Here is an 18,621-nt window from a genome sequence, read left to right as displayed (position 1 = left end):
ATTAATCTGTCTGAATGCGTGTTGCAGGTTAATAACCAGACAGTAGCAGTGCGGGTTGACGATATTTAGCACAGGGCAGGAGAGGGATATGTCAGAGGTGTTCAGAGGTGGTGGTACATTGTCCGGCGACCGGATGGCTATCCCTGTACCGGTGCTGATTGCTGGCAGCGCGGTGATCGCGACCCGTGTGCTTAGCGTGCTGCTTCTGGCCAATGAACTGGGATATGAAGAGGTGATGAACTTTATTCACCGCAGTGCACAATCCTGGGATTCCACTTTAATTTTTATTGCCAGCCAGCTGATCTTCTTCCTTGAGCTGCGCTGCGCGATTGCAATGATCCGTGGGCGGAACTGGGGGCGCTGGACGTTCCTTGCCACTCAGGTGATTGTGCTGCTGTATATGATGGTCGCAACGCTGACCGGGATCTATCCGGAGATTTTCAGCATCAGTGGCGAAGATAACGTCCGTATTATCAGCTCGCTTATCGCGCAAAAACTCCCGGATATGCTGGTGTTGCTGTTAGTGTTTGTGCCGGTGAGCAGCCGACACTATTATCGCTGAACCGCATTTCGTCTGAGACTGCACCCGGCGCGAATTTGGGTATATACTGTCGCCCTGCATTTCGCACTCCCAATCAACAGGCTTTAACATGCATTGCGCGCTCTACGACGCCGGTCGTTGCCGATCCTGCCAGTGGCTGGAAACGCCGTACACCCAGCAACTTTCGCAAAAACAGGCTCATCTGCAGCAGCTGATGGCTTCTCTGCCGGTGGCAAACTGGCTGGAGCCGGTGATCTCTCCGCCGGAAAAATTCCGTAACAAGGCGAAAATGGTGGTCAGCGGAAGCGTTGAGCGCCCGCTGCTCGGTATGCTGCATCGCGACGGTACGCCGGTCGATCTCTGTGACTGCCCGCTTTATCCCGACAGCTTTACCGATGTGTTTGCCGCGCTGCGCCCGTTTATTGCCCGCGCCGGGCTGACGCCCTATAACGTTGCGCGCCGCCGCGGCGAGCTGAAGTTTATTCTACTGACGGAAAGCCGCTACAGCGGTGAGCTGATGCTGCGCTTTGTGCTGCGCTCCACCACTAAGCTGGCGCAGCTTAAGGCTGCACTGCCGGAACTACAGCGCACGCTACCGCAGCTGGCGGCGATTTCCGCCAATATCCAGCCGGTGCCGATGGCGATTCTCGAAGGGGATGAAGAGATCCCGCTGACCGATAATCAGGCTCTGGCCGAGCAGCTCAATGACGTACCGCTGTGGATACGGCCGCAGAGCTTTTTCCAGACCAACCCGGAAGTAGCGGCATCGCTGTATGCCACCGCGCGCCGTTGGGTGGCGGAATTAGGCGTTAACAGCATGTGGGATCTGTTCTGCGGCGTCGGGGGCTTTGGCCTGCACTGCGCCACGCCGGACATGCAGCTAACCGGCATTGAGATCAGTAAAGAAGCGATTGCCTGCGCGAAACGTTCCGCCGAACTGATGGGATTAACGCGGGTGAATTTTGCGGCGCTGGACTCAACGGCATTTGCCACCGGAGAGGGCAGCGTGCCGGAGCTGGTACTGGTTAATCCGCCACGACGCGGTATCGGTGCGGAGCTGTGCGACTATCTCACCCGAATGGAACCGCCGTGGATACTCTATTCCAGCTGTAATGCGGTGACGATGGCAACGGATCTTGCCCGGCTCAGTGACTATCGTATTGTGCAGGTGCAGCTGTTTGATATGTTCCCGCATACGGCGCACTACGAAGTGCTGACGCTGTTACAGCGGAAAGCATAAAGCGGGCAGGCGAGATATTCGCCTGCCGTTTGTGCATTACTCAGGGAACCAGCGCTGATTAATTTTCTCAATCGTGCCGTTTGCGCGCAGCGTATCCAGCGCGGTATTCAGTTTTGCCAGCAGCTCTGCGTTATCCTTACGCACGGCAATCCCTAAGCCCGTTCCAAAATAGCTGCTGTCGGTAACGTGCTTGCCTACGGTGCCAAGATTCGGACTGGTTTTCAGCCACTGATTGACCACTGCGCTGTCGCCGAAAATACCGTCCAGGCGGTTATTTTTCAGGTCCAGAATAGCGTTCTGATAGCTGTCGTAGGCCACGGCGGTAATCTCAGGATGCTGCTCCTGTAGATACTTCTGATGCGTGGTGCCGTTTTCCATACCAACGCGTTTGCCTTTCAGCTGCGAAAGGTCGGTAAATTTACCCTTTGGCGCAATCAGAATCGCGGAGTTAGCGTAGTAAGGCTTGGTGAAGCTGACCTGCTGACTGCGCTCCGGGGTGATATCCATGCCGGAAATCACGGCGTCGTAACGGCGAAACTTCAGGGCAGGAACCAGGCTGTCGAACGGGTTATTAGTGAAGGTACATTCTGCTTTCATCTCTTCGCACAGCGCTTTGGCCAGATCGATATCAAATCCAACAATCTGATTCTCACTGTCCAGCGATTCAAACGGTGGATAGGTAGCAGAGGAAGCAAAACGAATTTTATCTGCGGCTACAGCCCCAAAGGTCATGCTGGCCAGAACCGTGGCCAGAATAATTTTTTTCATGTTATCAGTTCCTTTTTTAGAAATCGTTCGCTCAGCTGCGCTGCTCAAAGGCTAATGCCCGGCGTTCAATTAGCCGCATCAGCAAGGTTAGCAACCCATTGACGATGAGATAAATTACCCCAGCGGCGGCAAACACCGTCACGTCATAGGTTCGGCCGTACAGCAGCTGCCCGTGGCCCATCACTTCCATCAGCGTAATGGTGTAAGCCAGCGAGGTACTCTTAAACACCAGCACCACCTCGTTCGAATAAGAGGAGAGGGCGCGCTTAAAGGCATACGGCAGTAAAATGCGCAGCGTATCCTTGCGGTTCATGCCCAGAGCCGCACAGGATTGCCACTGCCCGGCAGGGATTGCCCGCACGGCACCGTGGAACAGCAGCGTGGTATAGGCGGCACTGTTTAACGACAGCGCCAGCAGGGCACACAGCCACGGCTGTGACAGTAAATGCCATAGCCAGGGAATATTTTGTATGGAAGGAAACTGGCCCGGGCCGTAGTAAATCAGGAATATCTGCACCAGCAGCGGCGTACCGGTAAACAGTGTGATATAGCCACGGGTAATCAGGCTGAGAACCGGCACCTTCAATGCCAGAATCACCGTGAAGATCAGCGCCAGCAGGAGTGCCAGCAGCAGCGATGCCACGGTCAGCGTCAGGCTGGTTTGCAGCCCTTTAAGCAGTTCGGGGAAGTAACTCAGCATCAGGAATCTCCGCGCTCGAAGCGCGTCGTGCGCAGTTCAATACGCTTCAGCACCTGCTGACTGAACAGGGTGATTAGCAGATAAATCGCCGCCGCAATGACGTACCAGGTAAACGGCTCCTGGGTACGGGTGGCAATGCTTTTGGTCTGCAGCATAATATCGTTCACGCTAATCAGTGAAACCAGTGCGGTATCCTTGAGCAGCACCAGCCACTGGTTGCCTAAACCGGGCAGGGCGTGTCGCCACATCTGCGGCATGATTAACCGGAAGAATATCGCCGCTTTTTTCATTCCCAGCGCCTGGCCCGATTCCCACTGGCCAGCAGGCACCGCTTTCAGCGCGCCGCGCAGGGTTTGTGAAGCATAGGCAGAGTAGAGGATAGCCAGCGCAATCACGCCGCACAGGAACGGGCTGACGTCAAAGTTTTCAATGGTGACCTGAATCGGGATCTGCACCACGCCGAGATTCAGGGTGAAGCCATCCGAGAGCGTCAGCAGCAGCTGCGAGGCGCCAAAGTAGATAAACAGCACCACAAGAATTTCCGGCAGCCCGCGAAACAGGGTAACCAGCAGCGTGCCCAGCCACGCCAGCGGCCGCCAGCGTGCGGATTCCCACACGGCGAAAACCATCGCGAGAGCCAGTCCGACCACCAAAGCACAAACGGCAAGGCCGACGGTCATCCCGGCGGCGCTGGCAAGAGAATAAAATTCGCTCATTAATTACTGCTGAAACCACTTGCTGTAGATAGTTTTATAGGTGCCGTCGGCTTTCACCTTGTCCAGCGCCGCATTGAATTTGCCCTGCAGCTCGGTATTGCCCTGACGAACGGCGATGCCCAGGCCGGTACCGAAGTAAGACTTATCGGTCACTTTCTCACCCAGTGCGGCCAGGTTCGGGTTCTGTTTCAGCCACTCGTTAACCACCGCGGTATCACCAAATACCGCGTCGATGCGGCCATTTTTCAGATCAAGGATGGCGTTTTGATAGCTGTCGTAAGGGACCAGTTGAATATCAGCCTGTTTTTCGCTGAGGTATTTCTGGTGAGTGGTGCCGTTCTGCACGCCAACGCGTTTGCCTTTCAGGGCATCAATACTGGCGACTTTGCCTTTCTGCACCACGAACAGCGCGGAGTTGTCGTAGTAGGCATTTGTGAACAGGACCTGTTTTTCACGCTCTGGCGTGATGTCCATACCGGCCATTACCGCATCGAAGCGACGGAATTTCAGGCTGGGGATCAGGCTGTCAAAGGCCTGGTTGCTAAAGGTACATTCTGCACCAATTTCGCGGCACAGTGCGTTAGCCAGATCGACATCAAATCCCTGGATCTTATTGTCGGCGTCAACAAACTCAAACGGAGGGTAGGACGCTTCTGTCGCAAAACGAATGGTCTGGGCAGCGCTGGCTCCCAGGCTGATGCTGGCTAAAAGTGCGGCAAGTACAACTTTTTTCATCATTATGTCCTGCGTTAGTGCGAAAGGTAATTTGCAAACGCCTCGGTTTGCGGCTGTGTAAAGCGGCTGGCATCGCCCTGTTCAACGATGTACCCATTTTCCATGTACACTACGCGGCTGGCGGTTTTACGCGCGACTTCCACCTCGTGGGTGACGATTACCTGAGTGATATTGGTTTCCGCCAGTTCGCGAATAATGCTGACAATCTGCGCGGTAATTTCCGGGTCCAGTGCTGCGGTTGGTTCATCGAACAGCAATACCGCCGGCTCCATCATCAGCGCGCGAGCAATGGCCACGCGCTGCTGTTGACCACCGGAAAGATGCAGTGGAAAGCGATCGGCAAAGGGCGTCAGGCGCAGGCGATCGAGCAGTTTACTGGCCCGTTCATGGGCCTGTTCTTTACTCAGACCCAGTACGCGGCAGGGCGCTTCAATCAGATTCTGCGTGACGGTCAGATGCGGCCAGAGATTATACTGCTGGAAGACCATACCGACGTTCTGCCGTAGTTCACGAATGGCACTTTCGGTTGGCGGCTTGCTGAAGTCGAAGTGATTACCGGCGATCTCAAGCGTTCCGGCACGCGGCATTTCGAGCAGATTCAGCACGCGCAGAAGTGAGCTTTTCCCGGCACCGCTTGGCCCCAGCAGAACCAGCGTTTCGCCCTGCGGGCACGCCAGCTGTATGTCAAATAGCGCCTGGTGGGCACCGTAATAGCAGTTAATACCGTTTAGTTGAATACTCATGCGCAAAAAGTGAATAGCAATTGATGCCGCAAATCTTAACGTCGACAGAATAGTTATGCAATCATCGTGCGTTAAAATTTATAATTGTTGGCGAGGTGATTAAAGAGTAGCACAAGATAGGGCAATGTTGCCGTTTACCATGAAAAGCTTTGCTGTTGTTATGCAAATGTGTGAGTGAGATCGTGCCGTCGGGTCTGACGGCACGGAAGGATTGGTCACTCTTCGAACCGCTGGCGCAGTGAACCGCCGGTAATATGGGGAACGGGGCCGAGGTAGCGGATGTCGTCTACGGTCCAGCAGGTGCCTTCCCGCGCCATCAGGACTTCATCCTGCCATAGAACTTCCGGCTTTCCGGTATGGCTGAGATTCACCCGCAGGGCAATATTACGCGCGTCGGTATTGGGGATAGTGGATGAGTCGTTCACGCTGGCGCTGGTCGCTCCCGCAGAGCGGCTGCTGAACACGTCTCCCCGCAGTGGAGTTTTAGGTGATTTCTCTCGGCTGGCTTTCAGTAAATCCTGATAAAGCGGCCCGCTAAGCCAGGGACGGTATTTAGCCAGCTGTTGCTTATCGGGAACGCCGAAGGAAGGTTGTTCCAGGCGCATATCGTAGAACTGCTGGGCGACCTGGTCCGGCCCGCCGCTAATGCAGGGAGCATCACGTGAACCGATATCCTTATAAGCGGGTTCGACAGTGGTACAGGCGCTGAGTAGTATAGTCAGGGGAATAACAGCAGCAAAGACTTGGTATTTCATCTTGATTTCCTTATTGTTCTGCTTGAATGCTTTTACCACCGACGGCATTTGCTCTTCTTCACAGTAAGAGCGTTGTAATTGTTACAAGGAGAGATACATGAAATTTTCCACTACCCCAACGCTGGAAGGGAGCCCGATCGCTGACTATTGTGGCGTCGTGACCTCAGAGGTGATCCTGGGTGTAAATATCTTCCGCGATTTTTTTGCGGGCATACGCGACATCGTGGGTGGTCGAGTGGGCTCTTATGAGAAAGAGCTGGCTAAAGGACGTAAAATTGCCTTTGAAGACCTGGAAAAACAGGCAAAAGCAATGGGGGCTGATGCCGTGGTTGGCGTCCATATTGGTTATGAGAGCGTCGGTAAGGACAATATGCTGATGATTCTGATTAGCGGCACCGCGGTGAAGCTGAGCCGCCCATGACCCCGCTGTCCTTTATTCGCCCACTGCTGGTACTGCTGGCAATCTATTTGCTGACCTCTATTACGCCGCAGGGGCTGCATGAACAGAAGGGATATACGGTGGATACCCGCCAGGAGGCCTGGGGGGCACGTCCGCGTATTAAAGTGCTGGTTATCCACTATACCGCAGGTGATTTTTCCCCTTCACTCAATACGCTGACTAACCACTCGGTGAGTGCACATTATCTGTTGCCGGCATCACCCCCGAAATATGATGGGCAACCACTGGTCTGGCGGCTGGTGCCGGAATCGATGCTGGCGTGGCATGCGGGAATCAGCTACTGGCAGGGAGCCACGCGGCTTAACGACACCTCGATTGGTATTGAACTGGAAAACCCCGGCTGGCGGCGGGTGGGGAAAGAGATGGTTTTCGCTCCGTTTCCCCCTTCGCAAATGGCTGCACTGCTGCCGCTGGCTCGCGATATTGTGCAGCGCTACGGTATTCGTCCGCAGGATGTGGTGGCGCACAGCGATATTGCGCCGATGCGTAAGCAGGACCCCGGCCCGATGTTTCCCTGGCAGTGGCTGGCGGAGCAGGGTGTGGGCGCCTGGCCCGATGCTGACCGGGTCGCGTTTTATCTCGGCAACCGCTCACCCGCCCAGCGGGTAGATAAAAGTAAGCTGCTTGGCCTGCTGGCAAGCTACGGTTATGAGGTCACTCCGCAGATGACACCGTACCAGCAGCAGGTGCTGATCGCGGCGTTTCAGATGCACTTTCGCCAGAGCGACTATCGCGGCTTTGCCGATGCGGAAACGGAAGCTATTGCTTCGGCGCTGATTGAAAAATATGGGACGGGTTCGGGTTAATCGCCCGGATACTGGACGGGCTTGTACTGGCCCGTTCAGCGTCCCTCATACCGGCAGCAATATCACCTGGCCTGAGGTTAATCAATATTGTGCCAAAAATGCCTGCCACTCATTAACGAGGGTTTGCAGCGCATCACGATTGACGTCCAGATGGGTCACCAGCCGTGTTACCGCGCCCGGGCTGAGCAGAATGCCGCGCTCGCGCATCCACGGCCCCAGCGCGGCAATCTGATTTTCCGGCAGGCGCAGGAACAGCATATTGGTATCGTGACGGGTGACATCCACGCCGATTTCACGCAGCGCACCGGCCAGCCAGGCTGCGTTATCATGATCTTCCCGCAGGCGTTCAACGTTGTTTTGCAGCGCATAGCGCCCGGCTGCGGCGAGGATACCCGCCTGGCGCAGGCCGCCGCCGGTCATTTTCCGCCAGCGGCGTGCGCGCTGGATAAATTCCGCACTGCCGCACAGCAGCGAACCGACCGGCGCACCCAGCCCTTTAGACAGGCAGATGGTTAAGGTGTCGCAGTAGCGGCTGATTTCTTCCAGCGGCACGTTCAGCGCCACCGCAGCATTAAAGATGCGCGCACCGTCAATATGCAGTGCCAGCCCGCGCTGGCGGGTAAATTCCCACGCCTGTTGCAGATAGCTCAGCGGCAGCACTTTGCCGTTATGGGTATTCTCCAGGCTGAGCAGGCGGGTGATGGCGAAATGCAGGTCGTCTGGTTTAATAAACTGTGCGACCACATCCAGCGGCAGCGTGCCGTCACCGGCGGCTAAAATCGGCTGTGGCTGGATGCTGCCAAGTACTGCAGCTCCACCCGCTTCATATTTGTAGTTATGGGCCAGCTGGCCGACGATGTATTCTTCGCCGCGCTGGCAGTGGCAGAGCAGCGCCACCAGATTTGCCTGAGTGCCGGTGGGCAGAAACAGCGCCGCCTCTTTGCCGCTGAGCGCTGCGGCTTCCGCCTCCAGCAGATTTACCGTCGGGTCATCACCATAGACATCATCACCGGTTTCAGCGGTCATCATTGCTGCCAGCATTGCCTGGCTCGGGCGTGTTACGGTATCACTACGCAGATCGATCACATTTGCTCTCCTCTACCCATGAAAACGGGCGCCGCAGCGCCCGAAAAAAAGACAATCCTTTTTTACCTCAGCCAGTTAGTTTTTGCCAGTTCGACCACTTCATCGCCACGACCGTTGATAATCGCCCGCAGCATATACAGGCTGAATCCTTTGGCCTGTTCCAATTTAATCTCCGGCGGCATTGCCAGTTCTTCTTTCGCGGTCACCACATCCACCAGGGCCGGGCCATCGTGTGCAAATGCCTGCTGCAGTGCATCATCAAGGTCGGAGGCTCGCTCCACACGAATTCCCTTAACGCCGCAGGCTTCGGCGATTGCCGCAAAGTTAGGATTATGCAGTTCGGTGCCGTCGGTCATATAGCCTCCGGCTTTCATTTCCATCGCCACAAAGCCCAGCACGCTGTTATTAAACACCACGATTTTCACCGGGAGTTTGAGCTGGGCCAGCGAAAGAAAATCGCCCATCAGCATACTGAAGCCGCCGTCGCCGCACAGGGCGATAACCTGCCGCTGTGGATCGATGGCCTGCGCGCCCAGCGCCTGCGGCATGGCGTTAGCCATGGAACCGTGGCTGAACGATCCCAGCAGGCGACGCTTGCCGTTCATTTTCAGATAGCGGGCCGCCCACACGGTTGGCGTGCCGACGTCGCAGCTGAATATGGCATCTTCTGCGGCGAACCGACTGACCTGCTGTGCCAGATACTGCGGATGGATCGCCTGTTTATCGTTAGCGGTGGCCAGATCGTCGAGATCTTTGCGAGTCCTCGCATAGTGCTCCAGGGCTTTGTCCAGGAACCGTCGCTCGCTTTTTACGCTGAGCTGCGGCAGAAGCTCGCTCAGCGTGGCTTTGATATCACCCACCAGCGCCATATTCACATGGCTGTGGCTGCCAAGGCTGCCGGGATTGATATCAATCTGAATAATCTGTGCTTCAGGCGGATAAAACGCGCGATAGGGGAACTGGCTGCCAAGTACCACCAGCGTATCGGCATTCATCATCGCGTGATATCCCGATGAAAAACCGATCAGCCCGGTCATACCGACATCATAGGGGTTGTCATACTCAATGTGTTCTTTCCCGCGCAGGGCGTGAACAATCGGTGCTTTCAGGGTTTCGGCCAGTTTCACCACCTCGGCATGGGCTCCGGCGCAGCCGCTGCCGCACAGCAGGGTAATATTGCTGGCGGCGTTAAGTTTTTCAGCCAGCGCGGAGAGCTGTCCGGCCGTAGGGCGCACCAGCGGCTGCTGCGGAGGATACCAGGCATCGCTGGCACCCTCCGGGGCGAGCTGAAGGGCGACGTCACCCGGCAGAACCACCACCGAGACGCCCCGATTGAGTATCGCTTTACGCATCGCGATACCGAGTACCTGCGGCAGCTGCTCGGGATTGGAGACCAGCTCGCAGTAGTGGCTGCATTCGCGGAACAGCTCCTGCGGATGGGTTTCCTGGAAATAGTTGCTGCCGATTTCGCTTGAGGGGATATGTGCGGCAATGGCCAGCACCGGAACATGGTTGCGATGACAGTCAAACAGGCCATTGATCAGATGCAGGTTACCCGGTCCGCAGGAACCGGCACAGACCGCCAGTTCACCGGTAAGATGCGCCTCTGCCCCGGCAGCAAAAGCCGCTACCTCTTCATGGCGGGTGGGCATCCAGCGAATGGTTCCCATCTTATTAAGGCTGTCACTCAGTCCATTAAGCGAGTCGCCGGTCACGCCCCAGATGCGCTTTACTCCTGCACTTTCAAGGGTTTTCGCGACCAGTGCCGCAACAGTTTGCTTCATGCTTTCCTCCTCGTTCAGCACGATCGAATTAAAATACCGTGATTAATTCCTGGCAAAAGCATAGTTGAAGACGAACAGGATCGGGAAAGCGTGTGCAACAAGCTGTTTCACACGCGGTGGGTCAGCCAATAACAATATCGCTGTTTGGCTGGCAGCTGCACGCCAGCACATAACCCTGGGCGATCTCGGCATCGCTGAGCGTCAGCGTGCTGCTGGTTGTGTAGTTGCCGCTGGCAACGCGCGTTTTACAGCAGCCGCAAACGCCCGCCCGGCATACGGCGGTGACCGGAAGATGATGGGCCTCCATGGCGGCCAGCAGTGACCAGCCAGCGGGGAACGGTGCCGCAGCAGCGAGCGGCGGGCCGCTGATGGTCAGAGTAGCGCCTGCTTCGGAGGCTGGTTCAACATGTGCAGTAGCGGCAACGGGTGTAAATCGTTCTGTCAGTATTTGCCTGGCACCCAGCGCGGCGGCATCGCTCTCCATCAGATCCATATAGGGTTGAGGTCCGCAGATCATCACCGTTGCGTCAGCAATATCCGGTGCGATTGCTGCAAGGCGCTCACGGTCCAGGCGACCTGCCAGCATGTCCGCTGCGGGCTGATTTTCCGCTACTACGGTCAGTTTCAGCCAGGGCTGCATGGCGACCAGTTCACTGGCAAAGATCACATCGCTGGCGGAACGCACGCTGTAAATCAACCGCACGCTGCATTCCGGCCGATGCTCCCGCAGCCAGCGGCACATTGACATCACCGGCGTGATGCCGCAGCCCGCGGCCAGAAACAGATAGTTTGCGGCCGGATACTTTTCACAGCTGAATTCGCCCTGCGGATCGGACAGCCAGAGGTGATCGCCCGGTTTCAGCTGCTGCGTCAGCCAGCCTGAGCCTTTGCCCTCGGCAATATGGCGTACGGTCAGCGTAATCAACGCGCTTTGTCCGGGCGTGGAGGAGAGGGTGTAGGCGCGCAGTTCATCGCTGCCCGCAATGCTGACCAGTGCATACTGTCCTGCCTGCCAGCGATAAAAATCGTGGTTAATCAGCGCAATGGTCCAGACATCCGGCGTTTCCTGATGCAGGTGATGAACCTGCATCCGCCACTGACACAGGGGATGCATGTCCATGATTTATACCTCTTCGCCCAGCGCGATAGCCATATCCTGTTCGGCAGTGTTGACCGGCATCAGGCCAAACTGTTCGTTGAGGATGGTCAGCAGGTTTTCTGTCAGGAATGCCGGAACGGTTGGGCCGGTGCGCACATTCTTAACCCCCAGCGCCAGCAGCGTCAGCAGCACGACAATGGCCTTCTGCTCAAACCAGGAGAGCATCAGCGACAGCGGCAGATCGTTAACCCCGCAGTTCAGTTTTTCGGCCAGTTTCACCGCCAGCATAATTGCCGAGTAACTGTCATTGCACTGGCCGACATCCAGCAGGCGGGGTAGCCCTTCGATGGTGCCGAAGTCGAGCTTGTTAAAGCGATACTTGCCGCAGCCGAGCGTCATAATCAGCGCGTCTTTCGGGGCTGCCAGCGCCAGTTCGGTGTAATAGCTGCGCTGGTCGCGGCTGCCGTCACAGCCGCCAATCACAAAGACGTGGCGCAGTTTTTTACGGCTGACCAGGTCAATCACGCTGTCGCACGCATCCTGTAACACTTTTCGGCCAAATCCGACGGTGATCTCATGCGGGATTTCACTGTACGGGAATCCCGGCATCGCCAGCGCCTGGTTGATAACTGATGTAAAATCTTCGTCTTCGATATGGTTCACGCCCGGCCAGCCAACGATGCTGCGGGTCCAGATGCGCTGCTGATAGTCGCCGACGGTGGGATCGATAATGCAGTTGGAGGTCATGATGACCGGGCCGGGGAAACGGGCAAACTCGGTCTGTTGGTTTTGCCAGCCGCTGCCGTAGTTGCCGACCAGATGCGGGTGTTTTTTCAGTTCCGGGTAGCCGTGAGCGGGCAACATCTCGCCGTGGGTATAAACATTAATACCTTTGCCAGCGGTCTGTTCCAGCAGCAGCTGAAGGTCTTTCAGATCGTGGCCGGAAATCAAAATCGCTTTACCGGCAACCGGGCGGACGTTCACCGTCGTCGGCTGCGGGTCGCCGTAAACGCTGGTTTGTGCTTCATCCAGCATGCCCATAATGGCGAAGTTCATCTTGCCGATTTGCATCGCGCAGTCGACCAGTTTCGCGCTGTCGTTCGGCTGGGTGCCGAGCCAGGCCATGATCTGGTGATATTGGGCGTAGACGTCATTGTCGAAACGACCATGTACGTGAGCATGCTCCATATAGGCCGCCGCGCCTTTCAGACCGTACAGATTCAGCAGGCGCAAGCCGAGGATATCGGGGTGGGTGTTCGCATCGCGCAGAGCAAACTGCGCCGCCTGCTGTTGCAGAACGCTGACGTCGTGGCTCTCCAGACGCAGATTGGCCAGCGGGTGATGCGGTGCTGCGCTTCCGGCCACCAGTTCACAGCGCTGGCGCAGATCCTCACGCAGGCGAATCGCTTCGAAGGCGTAATCGATAATACGATGGGAATCAAAGTTGACGTTGGTCAGCGTGGAGAAGAAGGCGCGGGGTGAAAAGCTGTCGACCTGGTGATCGACAATCCCCAGACTACGTGCTTCCAGCGCCCACGCCGACAGGCCCTGCAGTACGGCGACCAGCAGATCCTGAAGATCGGACGTTTCCGCCGTTTTACCACACATACCCTGTGCATAGGCGCAGCCGTCACCGGCTGGCGTACGCATTGTTTGCTCACATTGAATACAAAACATGATCTCATCCTTATAAGATGTATTTTAAATACACCTTATAAAAGATCGTGCAGCCGATGATTGCAAGCTTCAGCCGGGTGAATCAGGTATCGACTTGATCTGGCTCAAATTCATGCGTAAATGGAAATAATAGTAATCTGCATTACGAGCCTTGACCTGACGCTGTCCGCCGACCATTCTCATTAAAACGGACGAGTTGAGGCGGATATGATTCTGGAACAAATTGACGTCATGGGCTTTCGTGGCCTGAGTCGACTGGTGCTGCCGCTGGAACAGCACAATGTACTGATTGGTGAGAATGCCTGGGGTAAATCCAGCCTGCTGGATGTACTGTCGCTGCTGTTAGCGCCGCAGCAGGAGCTGTATCAGTTTACCCCGCATGATTTCTATTATCCGCCAGGGGAGCAACAAAGCCGCGAGCAACGTCTGTATGCAATCTTTACCTGGTGTGAGGAGCAGGGCGATGTGCAGTCCGATCGCTATCAGCGTTATTCGTCGTTGTGGCGTAAAGGAGACGATCGTCTTCAGCGGATCAGATTACGCTTTGAAGGGCGTTTACAGGCCGACGATCGTGTGACGACCCGACGCCAGTTTATCGACAGCGAAGGGCTGCCGCTGCTGGAAGGCAGCGCCTGCAATGAGCGGGTGAAATTGCTAATACAGCTGCATCCGGTACTGAGGTTACGGGATGCGCGCTTTAGCCGTCGCCTGCCGCGTGAAGCGATTGCCGAGGCAGGAGAGCGGCAGTTTGGTGAGCTGGTCAGCCAGATAAGCGATTTGACGCGCGACGTGGTTTCCCGACCGCAAAATCTTACTGACAGCGCGCTACAGCAGGGGCTGGGCACGCTGCAACAGCTGCTGGAGCACTATTTCTCCTGGCAGCAGTCCGTGGATGATGTGCCGCAAAAGCGCGCGCCTCACCATCATCGTGCTTCCCGACTTGGCTGGCGGCATCTGGCCGAAATCAATCAGCTGATTGTGGCCGCCGACAGCCGCAGTCGGCGGCTGATCCTGTTACAGATGTTTGCACAGCTGGTGCAAGTCCGCGGCGTTCAGCAGCTTGCACCGCAGGCACGGCCGCTGCTGCTGCTGGAAGATCCTGAAACGCGGCTTCATCCTATTATGCTGGCGGTAGCACAGGAGCTGCTTGCAGTGCTACCGCTGCAGCAGATTGCCACGACCAACTCCGGTGAGCTGCTGGCGCAGGTGCCGGTTGAACATGTTTGCCGTCTGGTGCGCGACAGCGGGCGGGTTGCCGCCTGGCGGCTGGGTGAGAGCGGACTGAGCAGTGAAGACGCACGGCGTATTGCCTTCCATATTCGCCTGAACCGGCCCTCGGCGCTGTTTGCCCGCTGCTGGCTGCTGGTGGAGGGCGAAACGGAAGTCTGGGTGATGAATGAGCTGGCGCGGCAGTGCAATTATCATTTTGCCGCTGAAGGGATCAAAGTCATCGAGTTTGCGCAGTCGGGGCTGAAACCGCTGCTGAAATTTGCCCGGCGCATGGGCATTGAGTGGCACGTGCTGACCGATGGCGACGAAGCCGGGAAAAAATATGCCGCTACGGCGCGCAGTCAGATATCAGCAGAAGAACATGAAGCGAACTATCTGACGCAATTACCCGCACTGGATATGGAGCATTTCCTGTACAGGCAGGGATTCTCGGCGGTATATCATCGTGTAGCGCGTTTACCCGAGGGCGTGCCGATGAACCTGCGGCGGGTTATCGCCAAAGCCATCTCCCATTCGTCAAAGCCTGACCTGGCGATTGCGGTGGCGGAAGAGGCTGCCGTTCGCGGCACGGAGGCGATTCCATCATTGTTGCGTAAAATGTTTGCCCGCGTGCAGTGGCTGGCAAGAGGGAAGGCGGACTGAGGGAAAACGGGCGCGGTGGCGGGTTGAAAAGCGACTATTCAGCCCAATATTAATACCGTTGTGCAGTTATCGCATAAAAATGCCAGCATCGCTGGCTGGCATTTTGTCGCAGGGTTGTACAGAATGAGTTAGAAAGGTCAGGCGCTTACCGCGACTGCCGTTTCTACAGGGACGATCAGGCTGGCATGATTGCCTTTTGGCCCCTGATGCACATCAAACTGGACTTGTTGCCCGGCTTTCAGCGTTCTGTATCCATCCATCTGAATCGTGGAGTAGTGCGCGAAGATATCGTCGCCACCCCCTACCGGGCAGATGAAACCGAAGCCTTTGGCGTTATTAAACCATTTAACAGTACCCGTCTCCATGCTTCTACATCCCTCGCAAGACATTCAAAATTGGTGGGGAAACATCAGGCAATTCGCCCGATGGCTGTTTAAAACACATTCAGCCTGTTTGAGTACTGTAGAGAATTAGCAGGGCCGGTCAAGCAAACGAGCGGTGCACTCAGGGACAAAATCATCAAAATTTGAGGTAGTTAACGCTATTGCGAATTTTGTGATGAAGGTCGCGAATGTTACCTTTCGTTCACAATATCAACGATATTGCACAACATTTTGGTCATGTAAAACATAACCTGAATGATGTTAATCTGGCAGAAGTAAGTAATGTTGATCACACTGGATATGTATGGGAAAGACTAACGACTGGCTTAATTTTGAACAGCTTGCGGATGACAAAGTTCGCGAGGAGCTTAAGCCACCCTCCATGTATAAGGTCATTCTGCACAATGATGACTATACGCCTATGGAATTTGTTATTGACGTACTGCAAAAGTTCTTTTCTTATGATGTTGAACGTGCAACGCAACTGATGCTTACGGTGCATTACCAGGGGAAGGCGATCTGCGGCGTATTTACCGCCGAAGTTGCAGAAACCAAAGTGGCACACGTGAACAAGTATGCCAGGGAAAACGAGCATCCGTTGCTATGTACGCTGGAAAAAGCCTGAATAAGGCGATCTATTGGGGGAGGTGCCTATGCTCAATCAAGAACTGGAACTCAGTTTAAATATGGCTTTCGCCAGAGCGCGCGAGCACCGACATGAGTTTATGACCGTCGAGCATTTGTTACTGGCATTGCTCAGTAACCCGTCGGCCAGAGAGGCACTGGAAGCCTGCAGTGTCGATATCGTGGCGCTCCGTCAGGAGCTTGAAGCGTTTATCGAACAAACCACCCCGGTTCTGCCGGTCAGCGAAGAAGAGCGTGATACACAACCTACGCTCAGCTTCCAGCGCGTACTGCAGCGTGCAGTATTCCATGTCCAGTCATCAGGCCGTAGTGAAGTGGCTGGCGCAAACGTACTGGTCGCTATTTTTAGCGAGCAGGAGTCGCAGGCAGCTTATCTGCTGCGCAAACATGAAGTCAGCCGCCTTGATGTGGTGAACTTTATTTCTCACGGCACGCGTAAAGATGAGCCAGGTCCGTCATCCAGCGCAGAAAATCCGGTTAACGAAGAGCAAGCAGGCGGGGAGGAACGTATGGAAAACTTCACCACCAACCTTAACCAGCTTGCCCGCGTCGGGGGCATCGATCCCCTGATCGGCCGCGATAAAGAGCTGGAGCGCGCCATCCAGGTACTGTGCCGTCGCCGGAAAAACAACCCGCTGCTGGTGGGTGAGTCCGGTGTAGGTAAAACCGCGATTGCCGAAGGTCTGGCATGGCGTATCGTGCAGGGTGATGTGCCGGAAGTCATGAAAGAGTGCACCATCTATTCGCTGGATATCGGTTCGCTGCTGGCGGGTACTAAATACCGTGGCGATTTCGAGAAGCGTTTTAAAGCGTTGCTGAAGCAGCTTGAGCAGGACACCAGCAGTATTCTGTTTATCGATGAGATCCATACCATCATCGGTGCAGGTGCAGCTTCCGGTGGCCAGGTTGATGCGGCTAATCTGATCAAACCGCTGCTTTCAAGCGGCAAGATCCGGGTCATGGGCTCAACTACCTATCAGGAGTTCAGCAATATCTTTGAGAAGGATCGTGCGCTGGCGCGTCGCTTCCAGAAAATTGATATCACTGAACCGACAGTTGAAGAAACGGTGCAGATCCTTAACGGGCTGAAGCCGAAGTATGAAGCGCACCACGATGTTCGCTATACGGCGAAAGCCGTGCGTGCAGCCGTGGAGCTGGCGGTGAAGTACATCAACGATCGTCATCTGCCCGATAAGGCGATTGACGTGATTGATGAAGCCGGTGCGCGTGCACGTCTGATGCCAGCCAGCAAACGCAAGAAAACCGTTAACGTGGCGGATATTGAAAGCGTTGTGGCACGCATTGCACGCATTCCGGAAAAAAGCGTTTCTGCCAGCGATCGCGATACGCTGAAAACGCTCGGCGACCGCCTGAAAATGCTGGTGTTCGGTCAGGATAATGCTATTGAAGCGTTGACCGAGGCGATCAAGATGAGCCGCGCGGGTCTGGGTCAGGATCGCAAACCGGTCGGTTCATTCCTGTTTGCCGGGCCTACCGGGGTTGGTAAAACTGAAGTTACGGTACAGCTGGCGCGTGCGCTGGGTATTGAACTGTTGCGCTTTGATATGTCCGAGTATATGGAACGCCACACCGTCAGCCGCCTTATCGGTGCGCCTCCGGGCTACGTTGGCTTCGATCAGGGTGGATTGCTGACCGATGCGGTGATTAAGCATCCGCACGCCGTAGTGCTGCTGGATGAAATCGAGAAGGCCCACCCGGACGTATTTAACCTGCTGTTGCAGGTGATGGACAACGGCATGCTGACCGATAACAACGGCCGTAAGGCGGACTTCCGTAACGTCGTGCTGGTGATGACCACCAACGCCGGGGTGCGGGAAACCGAACGTAAATCGATCGGCCTGATCCAGCAGGATAACAGCACCGATGCGATGGAAGAGATCAAAAAGATCTTTACGCCGGAGTTCCGTAACCGTCTCGATAACATTATCTGGTTCAAACACCTGGATCGCGTGGTGATCCATCAGGTTGTCGATAAGTTTATCGTTGAGCTGCAGGCCCAGCTGGACCCGAAAGGCGTATCGCTGGAAGTCAGCGATGATGCAAGGGAATGGCTGGCGGATAAAGGCTATGACAAAGCGATGGGTGCCCGTCCGATGGCCCGTGCCGTTCAGGAGAACCTGAAAAAACCGCTGGCGAACGAGTTGCTGTTCGGCTCGCTGGTTGATGGTGGTTCGGTATCCGTTGGGCTGGACAAAGAGAAGAATCAGCTGACCTATCACTTCCTCAGCGCTGAAAAGCGTAAAGCGGAAGGGACCGTACACTAACGGTTCAGTTCAGTAGATAAAATAAAGGCCGGATAATTATCCGGCCTTTTTAATGGTTGCTGCCAGGCAGAATTCTGCGGGCAGCAACGGAATGGGGCTAATCAGCGACTACGGAAGACAATGCGGCCTTTGCTCAGGTCGTACGGGGTCAGCTCTACAGTGACTTTGTCACCCGTCAGGATGCGGATATAGTTTTTGCGCATTTTACCGGAGATATGAGCGGTAACCACGTGACCGTTTTCCAATTCAACGCGGAACATGGTGTTAGGTAACGTATCAAGTACGGTACCCTGCATTTCAATATTGTCTTCTTTGGCCATCGAATC

The 18,621-nt window shown here is 55.6% G+C and carries 19 protein-coding genes; 7 read left to right on the top strand and 12 right to left on the bottom strand.

Annotated features, from left to right (window positions below; all coding sequences use genetic code 11):
- The first annotated feature begins 88 nt into the window (after positions 1–88).
- Together JOE09_RS06830 and rlmC are read left to right on the top strand one after the other, a co-directional pair.
- Positions 89–562 (top strand): YbjO family protein, encoded by a 474-nt coding sequence (locus JOE09_RS06830; RefSeq protein WP_205065263.1) that lies wholly within the window; start codon positions 89–91, stop codon positions 560–562.
- An 88-nt stretch (positions 563–650) separates the two neighbouring features.
- On the top strand, positions 651–1,781 hold the full coding sequence (gene rlmC / locus JOE09_RS06825) for a 23S rRNA (uracil(747)-C(5))-methyltransferase RlmC (RefSeq protein WP_205065262.1): 1,131 nt from the start codon (positions 651–653) through the stop codon (positions 1,779–1,781).
- A 36-nt stretch (positions 1,782–1,817) separates the two neighbouring features.
- Here the strand turns inward: rlmC and artJ (JOE09_RS06820) are convergent, their stop codons facing one another.
- The 6 genes from artJ (JOE09_RS06820) to JOE09_RS06795 all read right to left on the bottom strand — a co-directional run bounded on the left by artJ (JOE09_RS06820) (position 1,818) and on the right by JOE09_RS06795 (position 6,198).
- Entirely contained in the window at positions 1,818–2,549 is a 732-nt protein-coding gene (gene artJ / locus JOE09_RS06820) for an arginine ABC transporter substrate-binding protein (RefSeq protein ID WP_105593474.1), read from the bottom strand.
- A 31-nt stretch (positions 2,550–2,580) separates the two neighbouring features.
- Positions 2,581–3,249: an arginine ABC transporter permease ArtM gene (gene artM / locus JOE09_RS06815; protein WP_200545755.1), complete on the bottom strand. Its 669-nt coding sequence runs from the start codon at positions 3,247–3,249 to the stop codon at positions 2,581–2,583.
- The gene (artQ, locus tag JOE09_RS06810) at positions 3,249–3,965 is read right to left on the bottom strand and encodes an arginine ABC transporter permease ArtQ (protein WP_200545756.1); all 717 of its coding nucleotides are present in this window, start codon (positions 3,963–3,965) and stop codon (positions 3,249–3,251) included. Before artQ ends, artM begins: the two co-directional genes overlap by 1 nt.
- Positions 3,966–3,968: 3 nt before the next feature.
- The gene (gene artJ, locus JOE09_RS06805; RefSeq protein ID WP_205065619.1) at positions 3,969–4,700 is read right to left on the bottom strand and encodes an arginine ABC transporter substrate-binding protein; all 732 of its coding nucleotides are present in this window, start codon (positions 4,698–4,700) and stop codon (positions 3,969–3,971) included.
- A 14-nt stretch (positions 4,701–4,714) separates the two neighbouring features.
- A complete protein-coding gene (gene artP, locus JOE09_RS06800; RefSeq protein WP_205065261.1) occupies positions 4,715–5,443 on the bottom strand; it encodes an arginine ABC transporter ATP-binding protein ArtP in 729 nt (242 codons plus the stop codon).
- A 215-nt stretch (positions 5,444–5,658) separates the two neighbouring features.
- On the bottom strand, positions 5,659–6,198 hold the full coding sequence (locus tag JOE09_RS06795; protein WP_205065260.1) for a lipoprotein: 540 nt from the start codon (positions 6,196–6,198) through the stop codon (positions 5,659–5,661).
- 97 nt (positions 6,199–6,295) lie between these two features.
- Here JOE09_RS06795 and JOE09_RS06790 point away from each other — a divergent pair, with 97 nt between their 5' ends.
- Positions 6,296–6,619 (top strand): heavy metal-binding domain-containing protein, encoded by a 324-nt coding sequence (locus JOE09_RS06790; RefSeq protein ID WP_200545759.1) that lies wholly within the window; start codon positions 6,296–6,298, stop codon positions 6,617–6,619.
- The gene (locus tag JOE09_RS06785) at positions 6,616–7,464 is read left to right on the top strand and encodes an N-acetylmuramoyl-L-alanine amidase (RefSeq protein ID WP_205065259.1); all 849 of its coding nucleotides are present in this window, start codon (positions 6,616–6,618) and stop codon (positions 7,462–7,464) included. Before JOE09_RS06790 ends, JOE09_RS06785 begins: the two co-directional genes overlap by 4 nt.
- A gap of 81 nt (positions 7,465–7,545) precedes the next feature.
- Here the strand turns inward: JOE09_RS06785 and ltaE are convergent, their stop codons facing one another.
- The 4 genes from ltaE to hcp form a co-directional block, all read right to left on the bottom strand.
- Positions 7,546–8,550, bottom strand: a complete 1,005-nt coding sequence (ltaE, locus tag JOE09_RS06780; protein ID WP_205065258.1) for a low-specificity L-threonine aldolase — start codon at positions 8,548–8,550, stop codon at positions 7,546–7,548.
- A gap of 62 nt (positions 8,551–8,612) precedes the next feature.
- Positions 8,613–10,334, bottom strand: coding sequence for a ubiquinone-dependent pyruvate dehydrogenase (poxB, locus tag JOE09_RS06775; protein ID WP_200545761.1), 1,722 nt, complete (start codon positions 10,332–10,334; stop codon positions 8,613–8,615).
- Between the two features lie 121 nt (positions 10,335–10,455).
- Positions 10,456–11,454 (bottom strand): NADH oxidoreductase, encoded by a 999-nt coding sequence (gene hcr / locus JOE09_RS06770; RefSeq protein ID WP_205065257.1) that lies wholly within the window; start codon positions 11,452–11,454, stop codon positions 10,456–10,458.
- 3 nt (positions 11,455–11,457) lie between these two features.
- The gene (gene hcp, locus JOE09_RS06765; RefSeq protein WP_205065256.1) at positions 11,458–13,110 is read right to left on the bottom strand and encodes a hydroxylamine reductase; all 1,653 of its coding nucleotides are present in this window, start codon (positions 13,108–13,110) and stop codon (positions 11,458–11,460) included.
- A 207-nt stretch (positions 13,111–13,317) separates the two neighbouring features.
- Between hcp and JOE09_RS06760 the strand changes: the two genes are divergently transcribed.
- Positions 13,318–14,982 (top strand): ATP-dependent nuclease, encoded by a 1,665-nt coding sequence (locus JOE09_RS06760; RefSeq protein WP_205065255.1) that lies wholly within the window; start codon positions 13,318–13,320, stop codon positions 14,980–14,982.
- Positions 14,983–15,119: 137 nt separating this feature from the next.
- Here JOE09_RS06760 and cspD read toward each other — a convergent pair whose 3' ends face one another.
- On the bottom strand, positions 15,120–15,347 hold the full coding sequence (gene cspD, locus JOE09_RS06755) for a cold shock-like protein CspD (RefSeq protein ID WP_105593464.1): 228 nt from the start codon (positions 15,345–15,347) through the stop codon (positions 15,120–15,122).
- A 322-nt stretch (positions 15,348–15,669) separates the two neighbouring features.
- Here cspD and clpS point away from each other — a divergent pair, with 322 nt between their 5' ends.
- Positions 15,670–15,990 carry an ATP-dependent Clp protease adapter ClpS gene (gene clpS / locus JOE09_RS06750; RefSeq protein ID WP_105593463.1) on the top strand — a complete coding sequence of 107 codons (321 nt, stop codon included), beginning with the start codon at positions 15,670–15,672 and terminating at the stop codon, positions 15,988–15,990.
- A 28-nt stretch (positions 15,991–16,018) separates the two neighbouring features.
- Positions 16,019–18,295 (top strand): ATP-dependent Clp protease ATP-binding subunit ClpA, encoded by a 2,277-nt coding sequence (gene clpA, locus JOE09_RS06745; RefSeq protein ID WP_105593462.1) that lies wholly within the window; start codon positions 16,019–16,021, stop codon positions 18,293–18,295.
- Positions 18,296–18,396: 101 nt separating this feature from the next.
- Here the strand turns inward: clpA and infA are convergent, their stop codons facing one another.
- On the bottom strand, positions 18,397–18,615 hold the full coding sequence (gene infA, locus JOE09_RS06740; RefSeq protein ID WP_002211347.1) for a translation initiation factor IF-1: 219 nt from the start codon (positions 18,613–18,615) through the stop codon (positions 18,397–18,399).
- Between the last annotated feature and the right edge of the window lie 6 nt (positions 18,616–18,621).

It is taken from the genome of Pantoea coffeiphila, assembly GCF_016909495.1.
In the GTDB taxonomy this organism is placed as follows: Bacteria; Pseudomonadota; Gammaproteobacteria; order Enterobacterales; family Enterobacteriaceae; genus Erwinia; species Erwinia coffeiphila.
This window is presented reverse-complemented; position numbering and strand designations above follow the sequence as displayed.

Bases quoted from the DNA above. Each gene is read 5' to 3' on its own strand.
- JOE09_RS06830 (WP_205065263.1), top strand. From the start codon at position 89: ATGTCAGAGGTGTTCAGAGGTGGTGGTACATTGTCCGGCGACCGGATG.
- rlmC (WP_205065262.1), top strand. From the start codon at position 651: ATGCATTGCGCGCTCTACGACGCCGGTCGTTGCCGATCCTGCCAGTGG.
- artJ (WP_105593474.1), bottom strand. From the start codon at position 2,549: ATGAAAAAAATTATTCTGGCCACGGTTCTGGCCAGCATGACCTTTGGG.
- artM (WP_200545755.1), bottom strand. From the start codon at position 3,249: ATGCTGAGTTACTTCCCCGAACTGCTTAAAGGGCTGCAAACCAGCCTG.
- artQ (WP_200545756.1), bottom strand. From the start codon at position 3,965: ATGAGCGAATTTTATTCTCTTGCCAGCGCCGCCGGGATGACCGTCGGC.
- artJ (WP_205065619.1), bottom strand. From the start codon at position 4,700: ATGAAAAAAGTTGTACTTGCCGCACTTTTAGCCAGCATCAGCCTGGGA.
- artP (WP_205065261.1), bottom strand. From the start codon at position 5,443: ATGAGTATTCAACTAAACGGTATTAACTGCTATTACGGTGCCCACCAG.
- JOE09_RS06795 (WP_205065260.1), bottom strand. From the start codon at position 6,198: ATGAAATACCAAGTCTTTGCTGCTGTTATTCCCCTGACTATACTACTC.
- JOE09_RS06790 (WP_200545759.1), top strand. From the start codon at position 6,296: ATGAAATTTTCCACTACCCCAACGCTGGAAGGGAGCCCGATCGCTGAC.
- JOE09_RS06785 (WP_205065259.1), top strand. From the start codon at position 6,616: ATGACCCCGCTGTCCTTTATTCGCCCACTGCTGGTACTGCTGGCAATC.
- poxB (WP_200545761.1), bottom strand. From the start codon at position 10,334: ATGAAGCAAACTGTTGCGGCACTGGTCGCGAAAACCCTTGAAAGTGCA.
- hcr (WP_205065257.1), bottom strand. From the start codon at position 11,454: ATGGACATGCATCCCCTGTGTCAGTGGCGGATGCAGGTTCATCACCTG.
- hcp (WP_205065256.1), bottom strand. From the start codon at position 13,110: ATGTTTTGTATTCAATGTGAGCAAACAATGCGTACGCCAGCCGGTGAC.
- JOE09_RS06760 (WP_205065255.1), top strand. From the start codon at position 13,318: ATGATTCTGGAACAAATTGACGTCATGGGCTTTCGTGGCCTGAGTCGA.
- cspD (WP_105593464.1), bottom strand. From the start codon at position 15,347: ATGGAGACGGGTACTGTTAAATGGTTTAATAACGCCAAAGGCTTCGGT.
- clpS (WP_105593463.1), top strand. From the start codon at position 15,670: ATGGGAAAGACTAACGACTGGCTTAATTTTGAACAGCTTGCGGATGAC.
- clpA (WP_105593462.1), top strand. From the start codon at position 16,019: ATGCTCAATCAAGAACTGGAACTCAGTTTAAATATGGCTTTCGCCAGA.
- infA (WP_002211347.1), bottom strand. From the start codon at position 18,615: ATGGCCAAAGAAGACAATATTGAAATGCAGGGTACCGTACTTGATACG.